Origin of the sequence: Halobellus captivus, from assembly GCF_007655485.1 — an archaeon.
GTDB classification, from domain to species: Archaea; Halobacteriota; Halobacteria; order Halobacteriales; family Haloferacaceae; genus Haloquadratum; species Haloquadratum captivum.
The window spans coordinates 86,560-106,426 of record NZ_VJXQ01000001.1 but is presented as its reverse complement, the minus strand read 5'-3'; the positions used below and the strand labels follow the sequence as shown (position 1 = coordinate 106,426).

Annotated in this window: 18 protein-coding genes and 1 pseudogene; 11 read left to right on the top strand and 8 right to left on the bottom strand. The window is 63.8% G+C overall.

Going from position 1 to position 19,867, the window contains the following annotated elements:
- The 7 genes and pseudogenes from FJT57_RS16810 to FJT57_RS00430 form a co-directional block, all read left to right on the top strand.
- On the top strand, positions 1 to 1,383 hold a 1,383-nt coding region (locus tag FJT57_RS16810; protein ID WP_238993866.1), incomplete at its 5' end, for a SipW-dependent-type signal peptide-containing protein.
- A gap of 101 nt (positions 1,384 to 1,484) precedes the next feature.
- Positions 1,485 to 1,649, top strand: a pseudogene (locus tag FJT57_RS17335) (SipW-dependent-type signal peptide-containing protein); the annotation flags it as partial.
- Positions 1,650 to 2,418: 769 nt separating this feature from the next.
- On the top strand, positions 2,419 to 4,122 hold the full coding sequence (locus FJT57_RS16805) for a SipW-dependent-type signal peptide-containing protein (protein ID WP_238993865.1): 1,704 nt from the start codon (positions 2,419 to 2,421) through the stop codon (positions 4,120 to 4,122).
- A 448-nt stretch (positions 4,123 to 4,570) separates the two neighbouring features.
- Complete coding sequence (locus FJT57_RS00450) at positions 4,571 to 5,674, top strand: signal peptidase I (protein ID WP_144900851.1); 1,104 nt, start codon at positions 4,571 to 4,573, stop codon at positions 5,672 to 5,674.
- A complete protein-coding gene (locus tag FJT57_RS00445) occupies positions 5,667 to 6,815 on the top strand; it encodes a hypothetical protein (protein ID WP_144900850.1) in 1,149 nt (382 codons plus the stop codon). Before FJT57_RS00450 ends, FJT57_RS00445 begins: the two co-directional genes overlap by 8 nt.
- Positions 6,812 to 7,822: a hypothetical protein gene (locus tag FJT57_RS16345; RefSeq protein ID WP_162524288.1), complete on the top strand. Its 1,011-nt coding sequence runs from the start codon at positions 6,812 to 6,814 to the stop codon at positions 7,820 to 7,822. Before FJT57_RS00445 ends, FJT57_RS16345 begins: the two co-directional genes overlap by 4 nt.
- Entirely contained in the window at positions 7,819 to 9,153 is a 1,335-nt protein-coding gene (locus FJT57_RS00430; RefSeq protein WP_144900847.1) for a hypothetical protein, read from the top strand. The genes FJT57_RS16345 and FJT57_RS00430 overlap by 4 nt, the downstream gene beginning before the upstream one ends.
- 8 nt (positions 9,154 to 9,161) lie before the next feature.
- On the opposite strand, the gene FJT57_RS00425 is transcribed toward FJT57_RS00430, so the two are convergent.
- A complete protein-coding gene (locus tag FJT57_RS00425) occupies positions 9,162 to 10,445 on the bottom strand; it encodes an HAD family hydrolase (RefSeq protein ID WP_144900846.1) in 1,284 nt (427 codons plus the stop codon).
- A 129-nt stretch (positions 10,446 to 10,574) separates the two neighbouring features.
- Here FJT57_RS00425 and FJT57_RS00420 point away from each other — a divergent pair, with 129 nt between their 5' ends.
- The gene (locus tag FJT57_RS00420; protein ID WP_144900845.1) at positions 10,575 to 11,030 is read left to right on the top strand and encodes a DUF5799 family protein; all 456 of its coding nucleotides are present in this window, start codon (positions 10,575 to 10,577) and stop codon (positions 11,028 to 11,030) included.
- 54 nt (positions 11,031 to 11,084) lie between these two features.
- Positions 11,085 to 12,617, top strand: a complete 1,533-nt coding sequence (locus FJT57_RS00415; protein WP_144900844.1) for an RtcB family protein — start codon at positions 11,085 to 11,087, stop codon at positions 12,615 to 12,617.
- A 245-nt stretch (positions 12,618 to 12,862) separates the two neighbouring features.
- Here the strand turns inward: FJT57_RS00415 and FJT57_RS00410 are convergent, their stop codons facing one another.
- The 3 genes from FJT57_RS00410 to FJT57_RS00400 form a co-directional block, all read right to left on the bottom strand.
- Positions 12,863 to 13,225 (bottom strand): VOC family protein, encoded by a 363-nt coding sequence (locus FJT57_RS00410; RefSeq protein ID WP_144900843.1) that lies wholly within the window; start codon positions 13,223 to 13,225, stop codon positions 12,863 to 12,865.
- 68 nt (positions 13,226 to 13,293) lie between these two features.
- Positions 13,294 to 13,575 carry a DUF7385 family protein gene (locus FJT57_RS00405; RefSeq protein ID WP_394348796.1) on the bottom strand — a complete coding sequence of 94 codons (282 nt, stop codon included), beginning with the start codon at positions 13,573 to 13,575 and terminating at the stop codon, positions 13,294 to 13,296.
- A gap of 34 nt (positions 13,576 to 13,609) precedes the next feature.
- Positions 13,610 to 14,329, bottom strand: coding sequence for a DUF7117 family protein (locus tag FJT57_RS00400; protein WP_144900842.1), 720 nt, complete (start codon positions 14,327 to 14,329; stop codon positions 13,610 to 13,612).
- Positions 14,330 to 14,935: 606 nt separating this feature from the next.
- Here FJT57_RS00400 and FJT57_RS00395 point away from each other — a divergent pair.
- Positions 14,936 to 15,232 carry a PadR family transcriptional regulator gene (locus tag FJT57_RS00395; RefSeq protein ID WP_144900841.1) on the top strand — a complete coding sequence of 99 codons (297 nt, stop codon included), beginning with the start codon at positions 14,936 to 14,938 and terminating at the stop codon, positions 15,230 to 15,232.
- A 15-nt stretch (positions 15,233 to 15,247) separates the two neighbouring features.
- On the opposite strand, the gene FJT57_RS00390 is transcribed toward FJT57_RS00395, so the two are convergent.
- The 4 genes from FJT57_RS00390 to FJT57_RS00375 all read right to left on the bottom strand — a co-directional run bounded on the left by FJT57_RS00390 (position 15,248) and on the right by FJT57_RS00375 (position 19,050).
- On the bottom strand, positions 15,248 to 16,558 hold the full coding sequence (locus FJT57_RS00390) for an AI-2E family transporter (RefSeq protein WP_144900840.1): 1,311 nt from the start codon (positions 16,556 to 16,558) through the stop codon (positions 15,248 to 15,250).
- Between the two features lie 154 nt (positions 16,559 to 16,712).
- Positions 16,713 to 17,282 (bottom strand): hypothetical protein, encoded by a 570-nt coding sequence (locus tag FJT57_RS00385; RefSeq protein ID WP_144900839.1) that lies wholly within the window; start codon positions 17,280 to 17,282, stop codon positions 16,713 to 16,715.
- 101 nt (positions 17,283 to 17,383) lie between these two features.
- On the bottom strand, positions 17,384 to 18,364 hold the full coding sequence (fen, locus tag FJT57_RS00380) for a flap endonuclease-1 (RefSeq protein ID WP_144900838.1): 981 nt from the start codon (positions 18,362 to 18,364) through the stop codon (positions 17,384 to 17,386).
- Between the two features lie 26 nt (positions 18,365 to 18,390).
- Positions 18,391 to 19,050 carry a GNAT family N-acetyltransferase gene (locus tag FJT57_RS00375; protein WP_144900837.1) on the bottom strand — a complete coding sequence of 220 codons (660 nt, stop codon included), beginning with the start codon at positions 19,048 to 19,050 and terminating at the stop codon, positions 18,391 to 18,393.
- Positions 19,051 to 19,127: 77 nt separating this feature from the next.
- On the opposite strand from FJT57_RS00375, the gene FJT57_RS00370 reads away from it, so the two are divergent.
- Positions 19,128 to 19,733 carry a class I SAM-dependent methyltransferase gene (locus FJT57_RS00370; protein ID WP_144900836.1) on the top strand — a complete coding sequence of 202 codons (606 nt, stop codon included), beginning with the start codon at positions 19,128 to 19,130 and terminating at the stop codon, positions 19,731 to 19,733.
- Positions 19,734 to 19,867: the final 134 nt, after the last annotated feature.

The following is a 19,867-nucleotide window of genomic DNA, read 5'->3' as shown; positions in this document are numbered from 1 at the left end:
GCCGGACTCGGCACGAGCGCGCTGTTCAGCGATACGGAATCGTTTGAGAACAACTCTATCACGGCTGGCGAACTCGACCTCAAGGTCGACTGGCAGCAGACGTACACCGGACCCAACGGGATGGTGCCGGTCAACGCCTACCCCGACCACGACGAGGACGGGTGGCAGTCCACGTCCAGCGGCAACGAGTACGAGGTTGGATCACCCCTGACACTCGAATGTAGTGACTTAGATAGCGGCGCAGAGCTCGACATCCCGAGTGTCTACAACTCACCGAACCGTGAGGTGCCGGGTCCGATCGACCAACAGGAGCACCTCATCGAACTGGGCGACGTGAAGCCCGGCGACGAGGGAGAGGTCACGTTCAGCCTCCACCTCTGTGACAACCCCGGCTTCCTCTGGATGAAACTGCAGAACATCGAAGAGGGCCCCGGTGACACGACCGAGCCCGAAGCGGCTGAACTGGAGGGTGATGAGGAAGACCTCGGCGAACTCGCGGAGAATATGTACGTCGAGATCTGGTACGACGACGATTGCGATAACAAGCTTGACGAGGGCGAATCCGTGATTCTCGGCGATGGCGACGGCGTGCACACCGACCACGTCACACTCGCGCAGGCCCGCGAGGAACTCGGAAATATGGGCGGCCTGATCCCGCTGAGCAACGGCGGAATCAACGGGTGGAACATCCCCTCGAAAGGCGTCTCCCGGAACTGCTTCGACGGCGATCAGCAGTACTGTATCGGCGTGCGCTGGTGGATCCCCAAAGAGGTCGGAAACGAGATTCAAGGCGACACGCTCGATTTCGATCTCGGGTTCTACACCGAGCAGTGCCGTCACAACGACGGCTGTGAGCCGCGTGACATCGATCTGAGTACGGGTGTCGCCGACTGGTCCGTTACAGACGGACCACAGACCGGCGGGTCGATCGTACAGACGCCGCACAACCGGTGGGTCGATCCGGAAGACGGCTGCGAATGGGTCGCGCCGCCGGATGATGGGAACACCGATGCCAACGGTGACGTTGACCCGATCGGAACCTACACCTTCGAGACCACCTTCGACGTCGACCTCGAGGAGACCCCCGCGGGCGGCGGGCCGTGTATGCTGATGTTCGACGCCGCCACCGACAACCAGGCGACCTTCTACCTTGATGAGGTGGACGGCGACAACGAGATCGGCTCGATCGGCGGTCCTGCGGACTCTGAAACCTACGATGCACTCGAAACCTTCGACGTGCAGGTCTCTCCCGGTGAACACACGCTGATCGCGGAAGTCGAGAACGCCGACGACGCGAACGGCGGCGCCAACCCGGTGGGCCTGCTGGTCTGCGGCGGCGTGGCCTGCAACTGTGAGGGTCGCGGACTCGAGAACAGTACCTGAAATTCATATTTCTCTCTCCCCCGCGCCGGTAGCCGGTCATTCCGACCGCAGACGGTTCGACTCCGTCGGTGGGACTCCCCCAGTGAAGGGGGCGATCAACAATGAGCGACGAAAAATTCGAATTGACCAGGCGGAAACTGCTCGCTGGCGTCGGGAGCGTCGGGCTCGCGTCGGCGGGTGCGGGACTCGGCACGAGCGCGCTGTTCAGCGACACCGAGTCCTTCGAGGAGAACAGCATCACCGCGGGAACGTTGGATCTCCAAGTCAGCGCGGACATCCAGGGCTACAGCGCTCCGATCGTAGCCGAGAACACCTCATTCTCGCCGAGTGACGTCGCCGACGGGGCGGCGATGGGCATCGTCGTCGAGGACTGCAAACCGGGCGATTGGCTCATCATCGCTTGGAACGCACAGGTCGCGACGAATCCGGGGTACCTGCAGATCACCTCCGTCGACGACGACTACGAAAACGACGAGGGCGAGACACCCGAAGCGGCGACGCAGACGTCGCCGCCCGGAAACCTCGGCGAAGCACTCCTCTCGACGCTCTGGCACTCGATCCAGCCAGTAGAGACGGACCGACAGTACCTCCAACACCTCGATACGTCGACGGACAAGGAAAACACCGAACTCCCAAGCTACGAGAACCCGGAGAATCTCGACGGCGAGACGAATAGCGGCGCGCACTACACGACGATGAACGAGATGCACGGCGTCTATCAGGACGGCGTGGTCCTCGAGAACTCCTCGGGCGATCCGATGGAGATCGGTTGGGGTCCTAATAGTGCAACGTTCTACCAACTCCTGCATCTCCCGCTGGGCGTCGGCAACGAGGTCCAGGGCGACTCGCTGACGTTCACCCTCCAGTTCGACACCCAACAGGTCCGCAACAACGAGGACCCGTTCAACAACTCCTAGCGATGCGGCTCTCACCCACACTGGCGTTCGTCGCCGACGTTCCGACCTCGGGTCGCGACGCGGGCGATACGGCGGTTCGATCCCGCCGGTGGGTCTCCCCCCGTAAGGGGATTCAATTATGACTCAGGAAACCGAATCATACCGGCTCTCGCGCCGGAACGTGCTGGCAGGTATCGGTGGGATCGGGGTCGCGTCCGCGGGTGCTGGCCTCGGCACGAGCGCGTACTTCAACGACACCGAATCGTTCGAGAACAACACGCTCACCGCCGGTACGCTCGACCTGAAGGTCGACTGGCAGGAACACTACTCGCATCCACAGGTGTACGGGTTCGACGACCCGACGACCGGTTTGGAGCACACCGTCTACAGATCCGATCCAGAGGACGCCGACTACGTCGGCCTTCCGGATCCCGAGAACCCCGTCGTCTGGGTCCACCGCGACGATCTCGCGACGTATATGCGGAACACGTCTATCGAAGCGTACCCCGATGTTCACGACGACGGCGGTGGCGACGGGGTCCAGGATCCGTTCGCAGAGAATCCCGGCGAGGAGGCCGACGGCGTCGGCTACGTCTGCGAGGACGGCGCGGATATGGAGAGAGACCTCGATCCGACGATCGAGGACGCTCTCCGAACCAAGAACGCCGACACGTGGGATGCGGAGGCGAAAGAGCCCAAGCCACTCGTTAGTCTCGACGACGTCAAGCCGGGAGACTTCGGCGAACTCACGCTGAGCTATCACCTCTGTGACAATCCCGGATACGTCTGGCTCAACGGTTCCCTCCGATCCAACGCCGAAAACGACGTCACGGAGCCCGAAGCCGGATCAGGCGCCGAAAACAACGACCTCGGTGATTCCGATTCGGACAGCGATGGCGAACTTCTCGACGCGATTCGAACCCGTGTCTGGTACGACGACGGGGACAACGTCGTGGAGGTCGATGGCGACAGCCCAGACGACGCCGGGTATGTGACGCCGACGCTCTCGCTGGGGGAACTCCTCCTGCTCCTCGAAAGCGGCGACGGGATCCAGCTCTGTCCCGGAGGCGGAAACGGGATCGTTGAGCCGCCGGAATCGGGAGAGTGTGACCCACTACGGACGGATTACGACAGCCTCCACGTCTCGGGAGATACGGTCACGGTAGACACGCCGCTGACAGAGGATCCCGCAGAGCACACGATCTCTGACAACCCGCGGTGTACCGACTTCGGGTTGATCCAGGGGCTCAAGACCGACGAAGCGCCGGAGGGACCGCTCCCGGAGAGCGGCGAGCAGACGTACAGCACGCCCTTCGGCGATATCACGGTGACGACCGCGCTCGTCGATGGCGATCAGACCGTCACCGACTGGTCGATCGAGACCCAAGAGGGACAGCCCGAATTCTGCGTCGCGAAGGTGATCGTCAAGGGCGGCGGCGGTCCCGGCGGGTCTGCCGGTGCGAACGTCTACAGCTTCGATAACGACAACAATAGCGGCAGTGCGGGAGGCAACCCAGACGAACCTTACAACGACTTCACCGACGACGAGACGCTCGGTGCGCTGAGCTATGAGGCCCCCGAAGGAGAGGGGCTCCAGACCCCCACGGGTCAGGACATCAGCCATGTCGACTTCTGTCTCGTCGTCTCGTCAGGTAGCGACGGAGAGAACGGAGAGCCGACGCCTGAAAACTGCTGCTTCGAGCCGTCGACGGACCACTACATCGGAGTGGCGTGGTGGCTCCCCGAGGACGTCGGCAACGAGGTCCAAAGCGACAGCGTGGGCTTCGATCTCGGGTTCTACGCGGAACAGTGCCGCCACAACGAGCGGTCCGAATCGGTGTGAAAATCGAGATTCGCGGAGGACTACCACATGATCCAGACGCGACGGTCGCAAGCGAGCCATCGACGAGAAAGCCACCTTCGCGGAGAGCGGTGGCTATGCGCTCCTGACCCGTCGTGTCGTTCACTTGCGCAGCCCGCGATTAACGACGTATTAGCTCATTATGCGCCGGGGTTCTGTTCAGGATCGCAGCCCGTTCACACTGGTAAACAGTCGGTTACCTCGATGCGGAACCGGGCTAATCGGTGGATAGCTAAGCCCCATACACCGGTTCTGATTCCTGTGAATGGGGAGTGTCGGGACAACGGGCCGGAGGCGATTAGCCGTCGTGGGCGTACACCGAGCAAACGGGGTGTACCAACCGATCTGGAGAGTGGCGAGACCGATCCAGCGGCTATCGAGTTCGGTCCCGAATCTGTCGGGGAACTCCCGATCGAGACGGAGGTGACAAATGGGCCGAATTGACCGAGCGAAACTCCGAACCGCCGCCAACGTGCTCGGAGTGTTACTCTTGATCGCCGTCGTGGTTCCGTTCCTCGTCTACGGATTCCCCCAACTCGTCGGGGCGGACCACGGATTCGTCGTCCTCTCGGGGAGTATGGAACCGGCGATGTCGCCCGGTGACGCCATCATCGTTCGCGAGGCGTCGGCCGACGAGATCGAAGAGCGAGATATCATCACCTACCGGACCGACAGCGAGACGCCGACGACGCACCGCGTGATCGACGTCATCGATGAGGGTGGGAGCGTCGCGTACGCGACAAAGGGTGACGCGAACGAGGACGCGGATCCCGGTCGGGTCGAACACGAGCAGGTGATCGGCGAGGTGCTGTTCGTCATTCCACTGCTCGGGTACGTCGTCCGGCTGGTCAACACCCCGGTCGGATTCGCGGCGCTCGTTATCGCCCCGATGCTCCTGTTCACGCTCTCGGAGCTTCGGGCGCTCATCCGGTCGACCCACGCGCGGACAGATCCGGAAGCACACTCTCCGGAGATCGATTCGGCGGCCGATACGAAAACAGACGGTGAGGCGTCCTTCACCCTCACAACGTCGAGTATCCAACTGCTCACTCTCGTGTTCGCGCTGTACCTCCCCTACAGCGCGTACGTGGCGTATCTGACGAAGGAGGCGTGGTCGATCGCCGCTGCGGTTGCGACGGGAATCGCGTTGTTGTTCGCCGCGGGCCTGTACGCGGGGAGCCTCACCGAGGGGGGAACAGTGAACGGGGCCGACACGGCAGACGACGCCGAGGGTTCGGTCCCGGATTCCGCCGCACACAGCGTCGAAGCCGACGGCGGCGAACAGCTCAGCACCGATTCGGATGGGGAGTCGAGATCTCACGGATCGACCGGGGCGGATGACGGTCTCGACGAGTCGGTTGGACGGGACGGTACTACCGACTCAAACGAGGACGATAGCGACGCCGACGAACCGGGGCGTTCTGCGGGCGATGAGCGCAGTGATCGCATCATCGAGCAGACAGCTCGGAGCACCGATATATCGACGTTCGGGGCCGTCGGGCCGACGGAAACGGGAGAAACCGAGGATGACTGATTCAGAAGACACCAATGTGAGAGGAGCGGGGCTTTCCCGACGAAAGCTCCTGTATGGGGTCGCCGCCGTGGGCGCTGCGGCGGGTTCGGGTAGCGGCGTCGCCGCCTTCCTCACCGACGAGGAACGGACCCGTTCGACGTTTGCGGCCGGGACACTGGATCTGGACGTCGACGTGCAACGCCCCGAAGCCTGGAGTGACGGTTCCTACACCGGTTCGATCGGAGTGCACGAATCGAAGACCGCCGAGTTCGACCTGTCGATCGACACCAATCCGGCGTACGTGTGGCTGCTGACCCCGTGTCCGACATGCGAGCCGATCGAGTCGAACCTCGACGTGCGTCTCGAACTCACCAGTCCGTCTGCGGGCACTGTCGTGTTGTTCGAGGGATCATTCCGATCGTTCCGAGAGCAGTTCAGCTCCGGTGGGCCGCTCTCGACTGACGCGCTCCCATCGGATGAGATCTGGACGGCCTCGTTCACGTGGACGCTCCTGGCACCCACCGATTCCGACATCGAGTTCGGCTTCTCGTTCCGCGCGGTGCAGGCGAGACATCTCGGAAATCCACTGGACTACGAGTTCGACCGTCCGGACTGCGACGACTGCCCGGAGGAACCAGACCCCGAGTGCGGTAAGGACATCAGTTTCGCGGCGTTCTGCAGCGACGAGCAGATCGACGAGGACGACCTCTCGTTCGCCCTGAAGCGATGTGGCGACACCGATCGCTACGCGACGCTCGAAGTGACCGAGATTCCGGACCACGTCGACGAGGTTCTGCTCAAGTACGCGACGAACCTCGACGTCTTCGAGTACGACGGCGAGTCGACGCCGTTCACCGTCACCACCGGCGGTCGGAGTGAGGACCTCACGTTCGTCGACACCTACGAGCAGCAGGGTGGCGAATACCCCGAAAGCGGCGATCCGCCGCGCCGCAATAGCGATCCGTGCCCCGGGAGCTACTGGGTGAAGGTCGACGCCGACGGCGGAGTCGAGACAGGTAGTCCCTCATCCAGTAATTCCGGAGACCCACCCGGGAACGCAGACAAAGAGCCAGGGAAGCCCGATAAGAACCCACCGGGACAGCAGAGCCTCAGCGGATCGGACCGCGCTCTCCCGTCGAGAAATTCGGAGGTGGAACGATGACGCCTTCGAGTCGGTTCCCGATCGACGGCAGTCAGCTACTAGCCGCGGCACTCGCGCTCGTCGTCGTCGCGTCGCTGTCCGGAGCGGCGACGACCGCGCTGTTATCCGATCGAGAGGACGTCACCGTGGAGTTGGACGTCGAGCAGTCGGACGTCTCGAAGTTCCGCGTCACCCCGCTCACGTCCTGTGAGCCAGCGACCGCCGAGACCGCAGCGGATCTCGAACTCGTAGCGGAGTTCGACGTGCACGGCGACGGCTGCGCGCAAATCACCGTCTGGGTGTCGAAATCGTGGGTCGACGAGAACGCCGGAGACGTCGACGACGTCCTGATCGGTCACGACGGCGGATCCGGGTGGACGTACTTCGAGACGACCGTCGAAGCGGAGAGACACGGCACGTACAAGCTCCGAGCGACGACTGACGGGTTCAGTCCGTTCGGCCTGTTCGTCCCGAACGAGTCGGAATCGGCGGACGGAGTGGAAGCATCCGACAGCACCGCATCGAATGTCGGCCCTAACGCGTCTGAGCAGAACGAGTCGTCCCTCGCGAACGAATCTGTCGGCGAGAACGAATCGATCGACGGGAACGCGAGCGACGAGGAGAACGTCGGGAACAGTCCGCCCACGAACGGAAGTAGCGGACCGAACACGACAACCTCAATGAACGGAGCCGCCAACGAGTCGGAGTCGCCACGCGAAGGCGAGGTCGACGAGGGAACGGCAGTCACTGCTCCGGAACCACGTGAACAACACGAATCACCCGTCCAGCCGGACGAAACGTCTGCGAGCGCCCAACAGAATGAATCAACGACCGCCGAGGAACCCGAGTCGACGACCAAGGAGAGCAAATCACCCGACGACAACCCAACGTCCCACGACGAACCCGCGTCCCCCGACGAACCAGTCGAATCGAACGACGATGGAACCGACGGCGAGATTGAGGAGGACACGAATTCGACGGCGAACAACGAATCCGCCGCCCTCTCGCCACTGGTGGTGAGTCGATGAGCGCTGCCGACCTGCCGGTTCCGATTACCGGGACGCACCTGCTCGTCGTCGCAGTCGCCGCCGTTGTAATCGTCGGCGCGAGTCCGGCCGTTATTCCGGATGCACTCCCGGGCAGTTCGGACCAGCCCGTCCCCCCGGGTGCGGGAGACCCGGAGGCTTCCACTGCCGCGATCGACATCACAGCGTCGGATCCGCCGAACGTCCGCGACGCAGAGGGTGACGCGGGGGTCGTCGCCGGATACCTCGATGGTTCGATAACCGTCGATTCGTCCGTCGATCAGGTCAGGGTGGTCGTGCAGACCCAACTGCCGAACGGCAGTTGGGCCGTCGTACAACGGACGTCGATCGAGTCAGTCGAAACGGAAATCATCGATCTCGGAGCGATGGTCGGCGGCCCGCAGACCACCTACCTCGATGCAAGCCAATCGAACGGGTTCGACGTTTCTACGCCCGGATCGACGGAGCGCCGAGAGGGACACATCTCCGTGACGGCACGCCTGTTCGTCGACGGCGAGGAATCCGGAGCGGTAACCGACACCGACGGCTACGCGTTTTACGTCGACCGACCCGCGTCGACGACGAGCGAGTCCGGAACCGCAGCGAGTGAGTCCGGAACCACAGCGAGTGAGTCGTCCAGTGATTCAGCGAACCGCGGTGAATCACCGGCTACTGATCGGACTGAGAGATCCCGAGCGGGAACTTCGGGAGTATCCGACGGCGATGCGAATGGTAAACAGTCTGAGGGCGAGACGAACGGCGATCAATCCGGAGGTGAGATGAACGGCGATGAACCCGAAGACGGCGTTAGCGATGGCTCCGGAACCACTCCAGACAACGAACCGGATGCTCCCGCCCCCGAAGACGGCGGAGATCGGAAGACCGTATTATTCGGCACTCAGAACGCGATGCCCGGAGCGATGGGGAAGGATGTCGCAACCGTGACCAACCCCGCGGCGGAGCGGGTGACCGCGACCTTCTCCGTCGGCGCACCGATCGACGAGGAGAACGGCATCACAGAACCCGAGTCCGAAGTCGACGAGACGAAAGACGTCGGCGAACTGTCCGAGAATCTCGACGTGAGGATCGTCCTCGAACGAGAGGACGGAAGCCGTCGTCCCCTCGTCGGCGGCGACGGGTACGTTCCGCTCGCTGACGCCGCAGAGACCAGCCGATCTCTCGATCTGGATCCCGATGAGTCCGTCTCGGTCATCATCGAGTGGCGGATCCAGCGGGGCGTCGGCAACGAGATCCAATCCGACAGCACGACGCTATCGATTCACGCCTCCTTCGAGTCCACGGAATCGCTCTCGTCGTCGGTTCCCCTGCTGTGACGGCTGAGCTACCACTCCGAGAGCTGGTTTAACACCGAGACGACGCGCAGTACCGACCCCGCATCGCCGGGGTCGTAGATCAGTTCGTCAGTTGATCGGACGTGTTCGAGCACGGATCCGGAGGCGTGCTTCGGAGCGGCCGAGAGCCCGGCGGCGGCCGCGTCGGCCCACTGCATAATGCGGAGGTCCGACTTGCTGTCGCCCATCACGAGACAGAAGGGATCGTCGATTTCGAGGACGTCCAGCGCGCTTCGTACGCCGGTCGGTTTGTCGAGGTCGAGCGAGCCGATCTCCGCGGCGTCGGCGTGGTAGTAGCCGACGTCGATCCGCTCGAATCGGGCGCGGACGGAGTCAGGGATTCCGTCCACGTTTCGGTCGGGTGTTGCGCCCTCTTTGGCAAGCACGGAGGCGATCTCCGGGTCCGCGTCACCGTAGTACGCACGCGCCCACTCGGCGGCTCGATCGAAGGAGTCGTCGGACGCGCCGCGCGCTTCGATGCCGACGTCGTCGACGCCGTCGACGGTCTCGACGACCGTCCGCCCGAGGAGATCGATGAGGTAGACGAGGCCCTCGTCGATGACTGCCTCTGCGGCGTCGCTGCCGACGTCGAAATTCGGTTTGAGCGTGACGTTGAACTCGTTTCCTTGCAGGTGTAACGAGCGCCGCAGCTCTGCGGGCGCGGCGGTGAGCACCCGCGAGCGCACCAGCGAGAAGACCTCCTGTATCTCGTCGTCGAGCGTCTCATACAGGAGGCGCTTGGTATCCGATCCGTGTCCGGGGGTGAACACGCCGGTGCCAGCCTCGTAGACGATGCTGAACGAGCCGGAGTGGACCAGTTCGGTCCCGAGCCCCTGGATCATAAATCCCTTCACGTTTTCGAGGGTCTGTCCGGTGCAGATCACGATCGGTATTCCCGTCTCGTGTAGTTCGGTCAGCAGGTGCAGCGTCTCCCGGGGAATCTCGTTGTCGGTCCGACCGGCGGAGCGAAGCGTCTCGTCGACGTCGAGAACGAGCGCGTTCACCGAGCGGCCGTACTTCGAGTGGAGATCAAGCGCGGTGAAGGTCTGTTCGCGCGTCGCGCGGGCGGCGATCTCCGCGAGCGTCTCTCCGGCCGCGAACGACTGCGCGATCTCCCGCTTTCTCTCGTCGAGTTCGTCGCTCGCGTCCTGCCAGTACTCGAGCGCGACCCGTGAATCGACGGGGGGAAAGAGGTCGACGAAGTTCTGGAGATCGCGGAGTGTGTCCGTCTCGTACTCCTCGTAGAGGCGATAGAGGAGATCGTACCGATCCATACGGAGTTCCCGTCCCCCGTCGGTAAAAACGCATTCCTCGGAACCGGCGGGACGGCGTGCGAGGGAAGCCAACGGCACCCCGACGAGGCCGAGGGAAACGCTCAAACCGCCGACTTGCCTAGGAGGCGTATGGCAAACTGGACCGACAGCATCGTCGGAGATCGAATGGCTGTCGATCGCGAGTTCACCGACCAAGTGGAGAACTCCGAGTTCTCGAGTCAGGAGTGGGGACTCATCATGACGGCGACCGACCTGGAGATCGAACACGCCGACGACCCGGAGCACGCGCGGATCGTCGCCGACACGGAAAAGCTCCCGCAGATTATGCCGGAACTGGATAACGTTCGCTCGCAGATGGCACAGATGGGCGGCGCGCCGGGAGAGAAACAGTCGGGCGGCGCTGGCGGCGTGCTCGACTCGCTCAAGGACGCCCTCGGCCTCGGGAACGGGACCGGGAGCGGAAAATCCGACCAAGAACGCATCGCCGCTGCCGAGCGATTGACACAGGCGTACGCGGATGCACTCCAAGCGCACCTGGAGTCGAACGGCAAGTGGGAGCAGGTTCGAATCGCCTATCAGGAGTAATCACTCGGCGCTCCGAAGGGAACCCTTTCCTCGCGGCAACGCGTTGGCTCTCGTATGAACGAACACGCTGACGACAGTGACGGCGAGGTCCGCGAATACGACGGCATCCGCCTCGAACGCGTCCGCGAGAACGTGTGGGAGATACCGCGCGACGGTGAGATGCGCGTTCCCGCGCGAGTGCTCGCCAGCGAGGCGCTGCTCGAACAGATCAGCGGCGACAAGACGCTCCAACAGCTCCGCAACGCGACCCATCTACCCGGAATCGCCGAACACGCGATCTGTATGCCGGACGGCCACCAGGGCTACGGCTTCCCCGTCGGCGGCGTGGGTGCGACCGACGTCGAAACCGGCTGTATCTCACCGGGCGCGATCGGCTACGACATCAACTGCGGCGTCAGGATGATGCGAACGAACCTGACCTACGACGACCTCGTCGGCCACGAGGAGGAACTCGTTGACAGCCTCTTCGCCAACGTCCCGTCGGGGCTCGGCGGCGGCGGCATCGTCGAAGCCGGTCGCGACACCCTCGATCAGATTCTGAACCGAGGAGTCGACTGGGCGCTCGAACACGGCTATGCGGTCGAAGACGACCTCACGCACTGCGAGGACGAGGGAATGCGTCCTGACGCCGATCCCGACGCGGTGTCGCAGAAGGCGAAAGACAGGGGGAAGAACCAGGTCGGCAGCCTCGGCTCCGGAAATCACTTTCTCGAAGTGCAGCGGGTCACGGACATCTTCCGCCCGGAGGTCGCAAAGGAGTTCGGCCTGGAGGAAAACCAGGTCGTCGTCCTCATTCACTGCGGTTCTCGCGGGCTCGGGCACCAGATCTGTTCGGATTACCTGCGGCGGATCGAGAAGGAACACGGCGACCTCCTCGCGGAACTTCCCGACCGCGAGTTGGCGGCCGCTCCGGCCGGATCCGAGTTAGCGGAGTCGTACTACGGTGCGATGTGCGCGGCGATCAACTACGCGTGGGTGAACCGGCAGCTCATTATGCACCGAACGCGGCGCGTCTTCGAGCGCGTCTTCGAGCGCGACTGGGAGGCGATGGAGATGGAACTCCTCTACGACGTCGCACACAACATCGGCAAGAAGGAGGTTCACGAGGTCAGCGTCGATGCCGACGGCATCCCTGTGAGCCCCGAGGAGGCTGTCGACCGGGCTGAGCGAGAGCTCTACGTCCACCGGAAGGGCGCGACCCGCGCGTTCCCGGCGGGCCGACCGGAACTCCCGGCAGCCTACCGCGACGTGGGCCAACCGATCATCATCCCCGGGAGTATGGGCTCGGGCTCGTACGTCCTCCGGGGCGGCGAACACTCGCTGGATCTTTCCTTCGGTTCGACGGCTCACGGCGCGGGCCGGACGATGAGCCGGACGCAGGCGAAGCAGGAGTACTGGGGCGAGACCGTTCAGCAGGAGCTCCGCGACCAACAGAAGATCTACGTGAAGGCGCAGTCGGGGGCGACCGTCGCCGAGGAGGCACCCGGCGTCTACAAGGATGTCGACGAGGTGGTCCGCGTCTCCGACGAGCTGGGTATCGGCGACAAGGTCGCGCGGACGTTCCCCGTCTGCAACATCAAGGGATAGTCATCAGATCCCTCGTGAGCGGGTCCGTGGGGGCAAACAGGCGGCGCATATGTCGTCGCGTTTGCAACTGAGTCCGGAGCCGATCGCACAACTGCGTGCGAGCGCGTCAGTGAAGACGTGCAAACGCTACGAAAGGGCGTACCGCGACGGCGCGCCGCGCACCCGCCGTGACCGTCGCGGTCGACGTTCAGCTCACGGGGGCGCTGGCCGCTCGTTCGGATAAAAAGGCTCGGACAGACCGGAGGTCACGCCAACTCTTCGATGAGTTCGACGTGATACCCCTCGGGATCCGTAATGAACGCGAGACGAACGTCGCCGCCGATGACCTGCGGCTCCATCACGACGGTGCTGTCCCACTCGGTTTCCGCCTCCTCGATCGTGGTCTCGACGTCATCGACGGCGATAGCGAGGTGATCGAATCCCGCGGGGTCCTGGGGTTCGTCGACGGCGAGGAACTGGATTTCGGCACCATCGTCGCCGCCGACGAACACCATTCGCTGACCGTCCAACTCGGTCTCTCTCGTCCGTTCGAGGTCGAGGAGGTTCTCGTAAAAGTCGAGCGTCCGATCCATATCGCTGACGTTCAGCGCCGGGTGGAGAACGTTCATCGAACGAGTGTGCGCGAGTCCGACCGATAAGTGTACCTCGTTTGTGATATCCGTGGCGTCCGACTCCATCAGTCGTGCGTGCACACGACGAGTCTGTCGGGCTCCCGGGCCACGCAGAGGCGGTCGGCGTCGGCGAGGTCGAACGAGTGTTCACGTCGTTCTGTCAGCAGAATTCGTCCGAAGGCTTCCCCGCACGCCGGGCAGGGAACATCGTCTCGGTTCGCATACAGGGTGACGTCGCCGTCCGAGCGGAGCAGCTTCATCCGGTGGCGGACGGCGTGTTGGTCGAATCGATCCGGCATCGACCGAAGGGTGCGTCGGCGTCCGCCAAAGTCGTTGTCGTCAGTCACACCCGTTGTCGTCAGCCGGAGTCTTCGCCGTCGATCACGCTTCGTCGAGATCGGCAAGTCGCTCTCTGGCGGTCGTCAGTGCCGTTTCGTCGTCATCCCTCAGATAGGCCACGAGATCGCGCGTCGCCCGGACGAGGCGCTCGGACGTCGCGACCGGCACGTCTCCCTGCATCGCTTCCACGCGTCGGAGGTGCGTTTCGATCGTCTCGCGAACCTGTCCAGCGGCCCGATCGGGGTGGTCCTCGAGCCACGTGCCGAGATCGGTGCAGAACGTCGAGAGGACCTCGGCGTACGCCAGACCGCGGGCGGCGTTCATCGAGTCTGGAACCGTCGAGGGGTCCGGTCGCTCGCCGTCGTCCGCCCCACGGAGCAGTTCGAGTACGTACAGTCGAACAGCCTCGTCGGGGTCTCGGGCCCGATCGAGCACGTCGACGGCGTGCAAAAGCTCCGCGGCCGCGAGCACCGTGTCGTCAACGGCTCGGATCGTTCCGGCCTGGACGAACCCACGCTGCCGGACGTAGTCTCGGAGCGTCACCTTCAGATCCGACGCGACGTCCTCGGCGTCGGTGTGCTCGTCTAACGCGGCGCGGTGGATCGACAGATCGAGCGAAACCGCACTGTCGGTGTGGCGCTCGCGCTCGCCGATCCCGACGCTTCGCAGGCTTTCACAATCGGGGCAGTTCACCGTCCCCGTCTCGAAGTAGGACCACTCGCGCCCGCACTCCTTGCAGCGGCGACGGCCACGGATGCGCATACGCCTCACTGGGGTGGGAACCGGAAAAACGCGTCGCGACGAAATGAGGTCGGATTATCGAAGCGGATTAGATCGAACCGGACTGTGTTCGGACCGACCCGTTCGCCGTAGCCGGTATGTTTATGTATAGCAGTCGGTAAGCATCGGGTGACGCTTCGCTTTGGAGGGCCGAAGCGTCAGCGGGGACCAATTCAGGGCGGCAAGCATCCGCGTGCTTTTCACGCGGCTTGCTTCCTTTTCAGGCGTAGTACAGTCCCGATAGCCGAACGAGCGGAGTCGCTGCCGTGAGCCAGACCCGACCGTGTCGGGTGGACCTCCAGTGGCGTGTACAACCGATTGTTATCCGACCACACGTGTTGTTCGACCGAGCGGGAGGTGGCTTGCAAACACTACGATAGTAGCCGACCCGACCCGGATGGAACTGGGAATAGTATTTCAATAAAGACATATTTATCTGCTGACTCCCTAGAAGTAAATTGGTAGATATGTTTAGTCAACGGTGGTGGGAGGTGATCGACATATCCCGGCCGCATCGTCCGTTCCGCACGCTACTGCGGGTCGATATGTTTATTTTGCAGAACACTAATATACAAGTAGAATAACCCGATGTACGACCTGACAGGATTCCAGCGCGACTTGCTGTACGTGATTGCCGGTCTCGAAGAACCGCACGGGCTCGCGATCAAAGAAGAACTCGAAGAGTACTACGAAAAGGAGATCCATCACGGGCGACTCTATCCCAATCTGGATACGCTCGTCGAGAAGGGTCTCGTTGACAAGGGTCAACGCGACCGGCGGACGAACTACTACACGCTCACCCGTCGTGGACGCCGCGAGATCGCCGCACGAAAGGACTGGGAGGGTAATTACATCAACGTCTCCTTCGAGGGAATCGACGACTGAAATCGGCGTACGGCGTCAGGAGAGGTCGACGTCGAACTCGAAACCGCCAGACACTCGCCGCTCGGTCCCCCCATCGGCCTCGGTTCCTTCGCGCTTCGTCGACGGCCCTCTCTCGCCCTCCGACCGTTCTCGATCGTCGTCTCCGACAGCCCCGGCTATGCCTGTGCGGTTCCCCGCGGGCCTGGTATCCGGATCTGACACCGGACGGAGCGGTTCGCCTGCGGCGGCCACGCCCGGATCGACGGCGTAGGGGACCAACCGTTCACGCGCGATCAACACCGGCAGCACGTGCCGCGCGAAGTTCACGACGAGGACGAGGATGATCGGCCCCAGGAAGATACCGTACCAACCGAACAGCAATGGACCGAGCGTGTAGGCGATCATCACCGCGCCGACGTGGAGGTTGCGGCCGGAGACGTACGGTCTGAGCACGAGATCCGGGATGGTGTCGACGACGACGAACGAGACCGCGACGAACGCCGCCGTGAACCACATCGTCGTCGGGTCTGCGAGATACGAGGTGGCGCCGATATAGATCGCGACCGGGACGTAAACGAGCTTCATCCCGACTACCGGAATCAGGCTCGCGACCCCGGCGAAGAGCCCGATGAGCGCGGCGGCCGGAATCGCGACTCCCGGCGGCGCGACCACGTTCAACAACGAGTACGCGATGACGCCGATCGTCCCGGTGAGCACCGCGTTGAGAATGTTTCCGAAGAAGATGTTCGTGAAGTCGCGGTCGACCGCGCCGAGGAACGCCTCCAGAACGCCCTTGTCGTCCGCGATGCGTATTCGCGCCCACCGCGAGAGCTTGCGATCGTCGCGGAGGAGATAAAACGCGAGTGCGATCATCGCGAACAGGTGCACGAGACCGATGCCGACGAACGCCAGAACGTTGCTCGCAGAGCCGATCGAGGAGAGGATCTGCTGGATCTGATCGATCGAAATCGCTTCAGGTTCGATCGCGATGAGTCGCTCGATGTCGGTGAACCGCGCCAACTGTTCGGAGGAAATCGGGTAGCGCGAGAGGTCGAACAGCCCCGCGTTCGTCAGGCGAATGAGCTCGTTGACCGCGATCGCGCCGGTGTAGGCGACGAGCGCGAGCGCCGGGAGCGCCAGGAGGAGCAACGCCACCGCCGCTGCGAGGCTCGGTGGTCGGATCCGCGTCTTGATCCGCCGATAGATCGGCCGCGTCGCGTAGTAAATGAAGAGCCCGAACACGAACGTGCCGACGAACGAGTAGATGACGAACGTCAGCGCCGCTCCCAGGGCGAGCCCGACCGCCCACCAAGAGATCCGAGAGCGGCCCATTCCGAGAACGGACATACCAAACGGGGGCCGCGACAGAACAAAAATCTACCGCGCACGGCGTACGAAGTGACCGGACACAGACCGACGCGGGATAATCGCGCACAGATCGGCGCGAGGTGATCGTTCACAGATCTGTGTGGATGACCGCTCACAGGTCACTGCGGGATGATTATTCGGTGGTCGACGTCGTCGATTCGTTCTGTCGGGATGCCGTCGTGGGGATGTCGTCTCCGCACGCGACGGCTGTCGAGACGACGCGGGCTCTCACCCGTCCGTCCGGCCGGATCGCGACGTGCGTCGCGGACTCGTTGCAGTCGACCAGATCCTCGGGGACTCCCAACCGACGATCGGTGTCCGTCGGCGGAACGACGTCGAGGACGTAATCGGCCGGACGGAACACGTCGATGCGAAACGAACCGTACGCTGGGAACGTCGGCGAGACATCGACGACGGCGTCGCCGGTGTCAGCCCGGTACAGACGGACGCCGATCGTTCGCCGGTCGGCGTCGTCGTTCCAGATCACGGCTCGGTGGGCGGTCGTTTCCGACCCCGTACCGACCCGTCGCGTCTCGAACGGCTCTCCGGCGTCGAACTCCGGGAGCGCGCCGTCGCCACTCGACGGAAGCGGGCGAGTCGTTGCGGATTCTGTGGTCGTCCCCGTCGGCGAGAGGGATAGACAACCCGCCGAAGGGCCGACGATGAGGGCGAGGAGGGACCGAAGGACGCTGCGGCGACGCATTTCCCCGATCTACGAACGAGGAGACTATACTGGTTGGGGTAGCTCGAACGCGCATTTGAGTTACTCTTGAACGGTCCGATGAGGCCTCCGCAGACGACCCATCAGGTCCAGTCGTCGAGACCGGTCTGGACGAGCGAGGACTCGATGCGCTCGAAGCCGCGGGCGACCTCGTCGGCCGCGACGCCCCACTCGTCGGTGACGTACGCCCGGGCGGCGTCGATGTCGGGTGAGATCTCGGCGTCGAAGGCATAGTCCTCGGTGACGGGCGGATCGAGAAAGAGCTCTCGTACCCGATCGGCGTTCTCGATGTACGCGTCGCGGGCGTCGAGCACAGCCCAGAGGTCGCCGTGTTCTCTGATCGCCGAGAGCGCCGTCTTCGGACCGACGCCGGAAAGGCCCTCGTTGAAGTCGGTCCCGCAGAGAATCGCCACGTCGACGAGTTGCTCGCGGGTGATCTCGTGCTCATCAAGCGTCGCTTGGAGGTCCATCAGCTCCGGGTCACCCTTCGAGGTGAGCTGTCTGAGCGTGAACGGAGCGCCGAACAGCAGGGTGTCGTAGTCCTCGCTGCCGACGTAGTCGACGTCACCGCGGAGAGCCATGTGCGACGCCTGGGCCTCGCCCTCGGCGGGAGCCTCGATCACCGGGACGTCCAGCAGTTCGAGGAGTTCGCGCGTCGTCTCGTGAATCACGTCCGTCAGCCGTTGCGTTCGCGCCTCCAGTCGGGCGGCCGCCACGGCGTCGCCGCGCTCTCGGGCGTCGGCTTTCAGCTCCTCGGCCTTCTCTCTGGCCGCGCGCCGCTCGGCCACCTCGTCGTCTTTCAACTCCGTCACGCCGCCGTCGAAGACGAACACGGGAACGAGGTCGTGCTCGAAGAACTTTGGCAGCCCCTGCACGACCCCGATCAGGTTCGCCACTTCCTCGCCGGATTCGGACGTGTACGCCTCCTCGCGGGTGAACTTGACCGTCGTCGTCAGATATCGGTACAGCCAGTTGTGCGCGTCGACGGCGACGACGCTGCCAGCGATCTCGTCGAAGGAGACATCCGAGAGCACCGCCAGACTGCGTAGGTCTGCGTTTCCCATTGGAGAGAGGTGAGTCGGCGGCGGATTTAATCCTCGGGGTTGTCGCTCAGATCCGAGGGGTCACACGGAGTCGGTGGATCCGCACCGATTCGTTCGCGGAGGAAGGAGGCCTCGGGATCGCCGAGATCCCGCTGCCGGTAGCGATCGAGTCCCGCTCGATAGGTGTCCGCACCCGGCAGAGGACCTATCGTACCCGATCGGTTCGGACGCGCGGGCCGTTCCAGCACGAGTTCGGCGACGCCTGTCTCGTCGCCGGTCCACTCGAACCCCGCCTTGTACATCGCCTCGTAGGCGAACGGGTTGTTGACGGCGATGGCGATCCGCTCGTAACCGCGGTCGGCAGCCCGCAGTGCGACGAAAGCGGCCAGCCGCGGCCCGAGTCCCGATCCCTTCGCGTCCGATCGAACGGAGATATACCGGTACCAGAGCCTCGATCCGTCGGTCCGGTCCGTGTTGAAGGCAAGCGCGGCGACGACGTCGACGTCGTAGTCGGCGTCAGTGGCGCCGACGGAGTCTCCGCTGTCGACGCCCGAACCCGATTTCGACCGCGAATTTGCTGTGTCAGTCTCACGTACGACCGCCTTTCCGGTGTTCGACATCACGAACTTCCCCGCGTAGGCGAACACCCGGTAATCGAGCCGGAGCGTCGGCCCGTCCGGCGGCCATCCGAGGACGTCGAACTCCATCGTTGGGACGGAGGAGCGGGCCGCCCAAGAGTCCGACGGTGCGACAGTTCCTTTTCGGAGTGCGTCCTAGTGGGCGTATGTCCTCCCGGTTCGGCCCCGGCGACGTTCGGTTCTTCGACCGGTTGGCTCGACTGTACGATCTCGCGATGCCGCCCGCGCGCGTTCGGCCACTCCGAGGCGGATTCGCGTTCGCCGATCGGCCGATCGAACGAGTGCTCGACCTGGCTGGCGGGACCGGACGCGCCTCGCGAGGGCTCCGACCCACCGGGATCGACCCGGTCGTCGTCGACATCTCTGCCGGGATGCTCACTCGCGCTCGCGACGCGGGCCACGCGGTCGTCAGAGGCGACGTCGGACGGCTGCCGATCGCGGACGACTCCGTCGACGCCGCGGTCGTCGTCGACGCGCTTCACCACCTCCCCGACCCCGGCGCGGGACTGTCGGAGGCGGCGCGCGTCATCCGCCCCGGCGGCGTCCTCGTCGTTCAGGAGTTTCACCCGCGAACACCGCTAGGTCGCGTGCTGGTCGCCGCCGAGCGAGCCGTCGGCTTCGACTCGACGTTCTGGACGCCCGAGGAACTCTGCGCGGTGCTGTCGGAGGCGGGGTTCGAGGCGCGGATCGTCCGCGAGGGGTTCGAATACGTGGTCGTGGGGCGGATACCGGCGGCTCAGGTTGAACCGTAGGATGAGGTGATCTGAGCGTCGGGTGAGTGCAGTGGGGTGTCGGGTGAGTGCAGTGAGAGTGCCGGGCGAGTGCAGTGAGAGTGCCGGATGAGCGTAATGGGATCACCGGATGTGCCGGGAACGGTCCCAGAGTG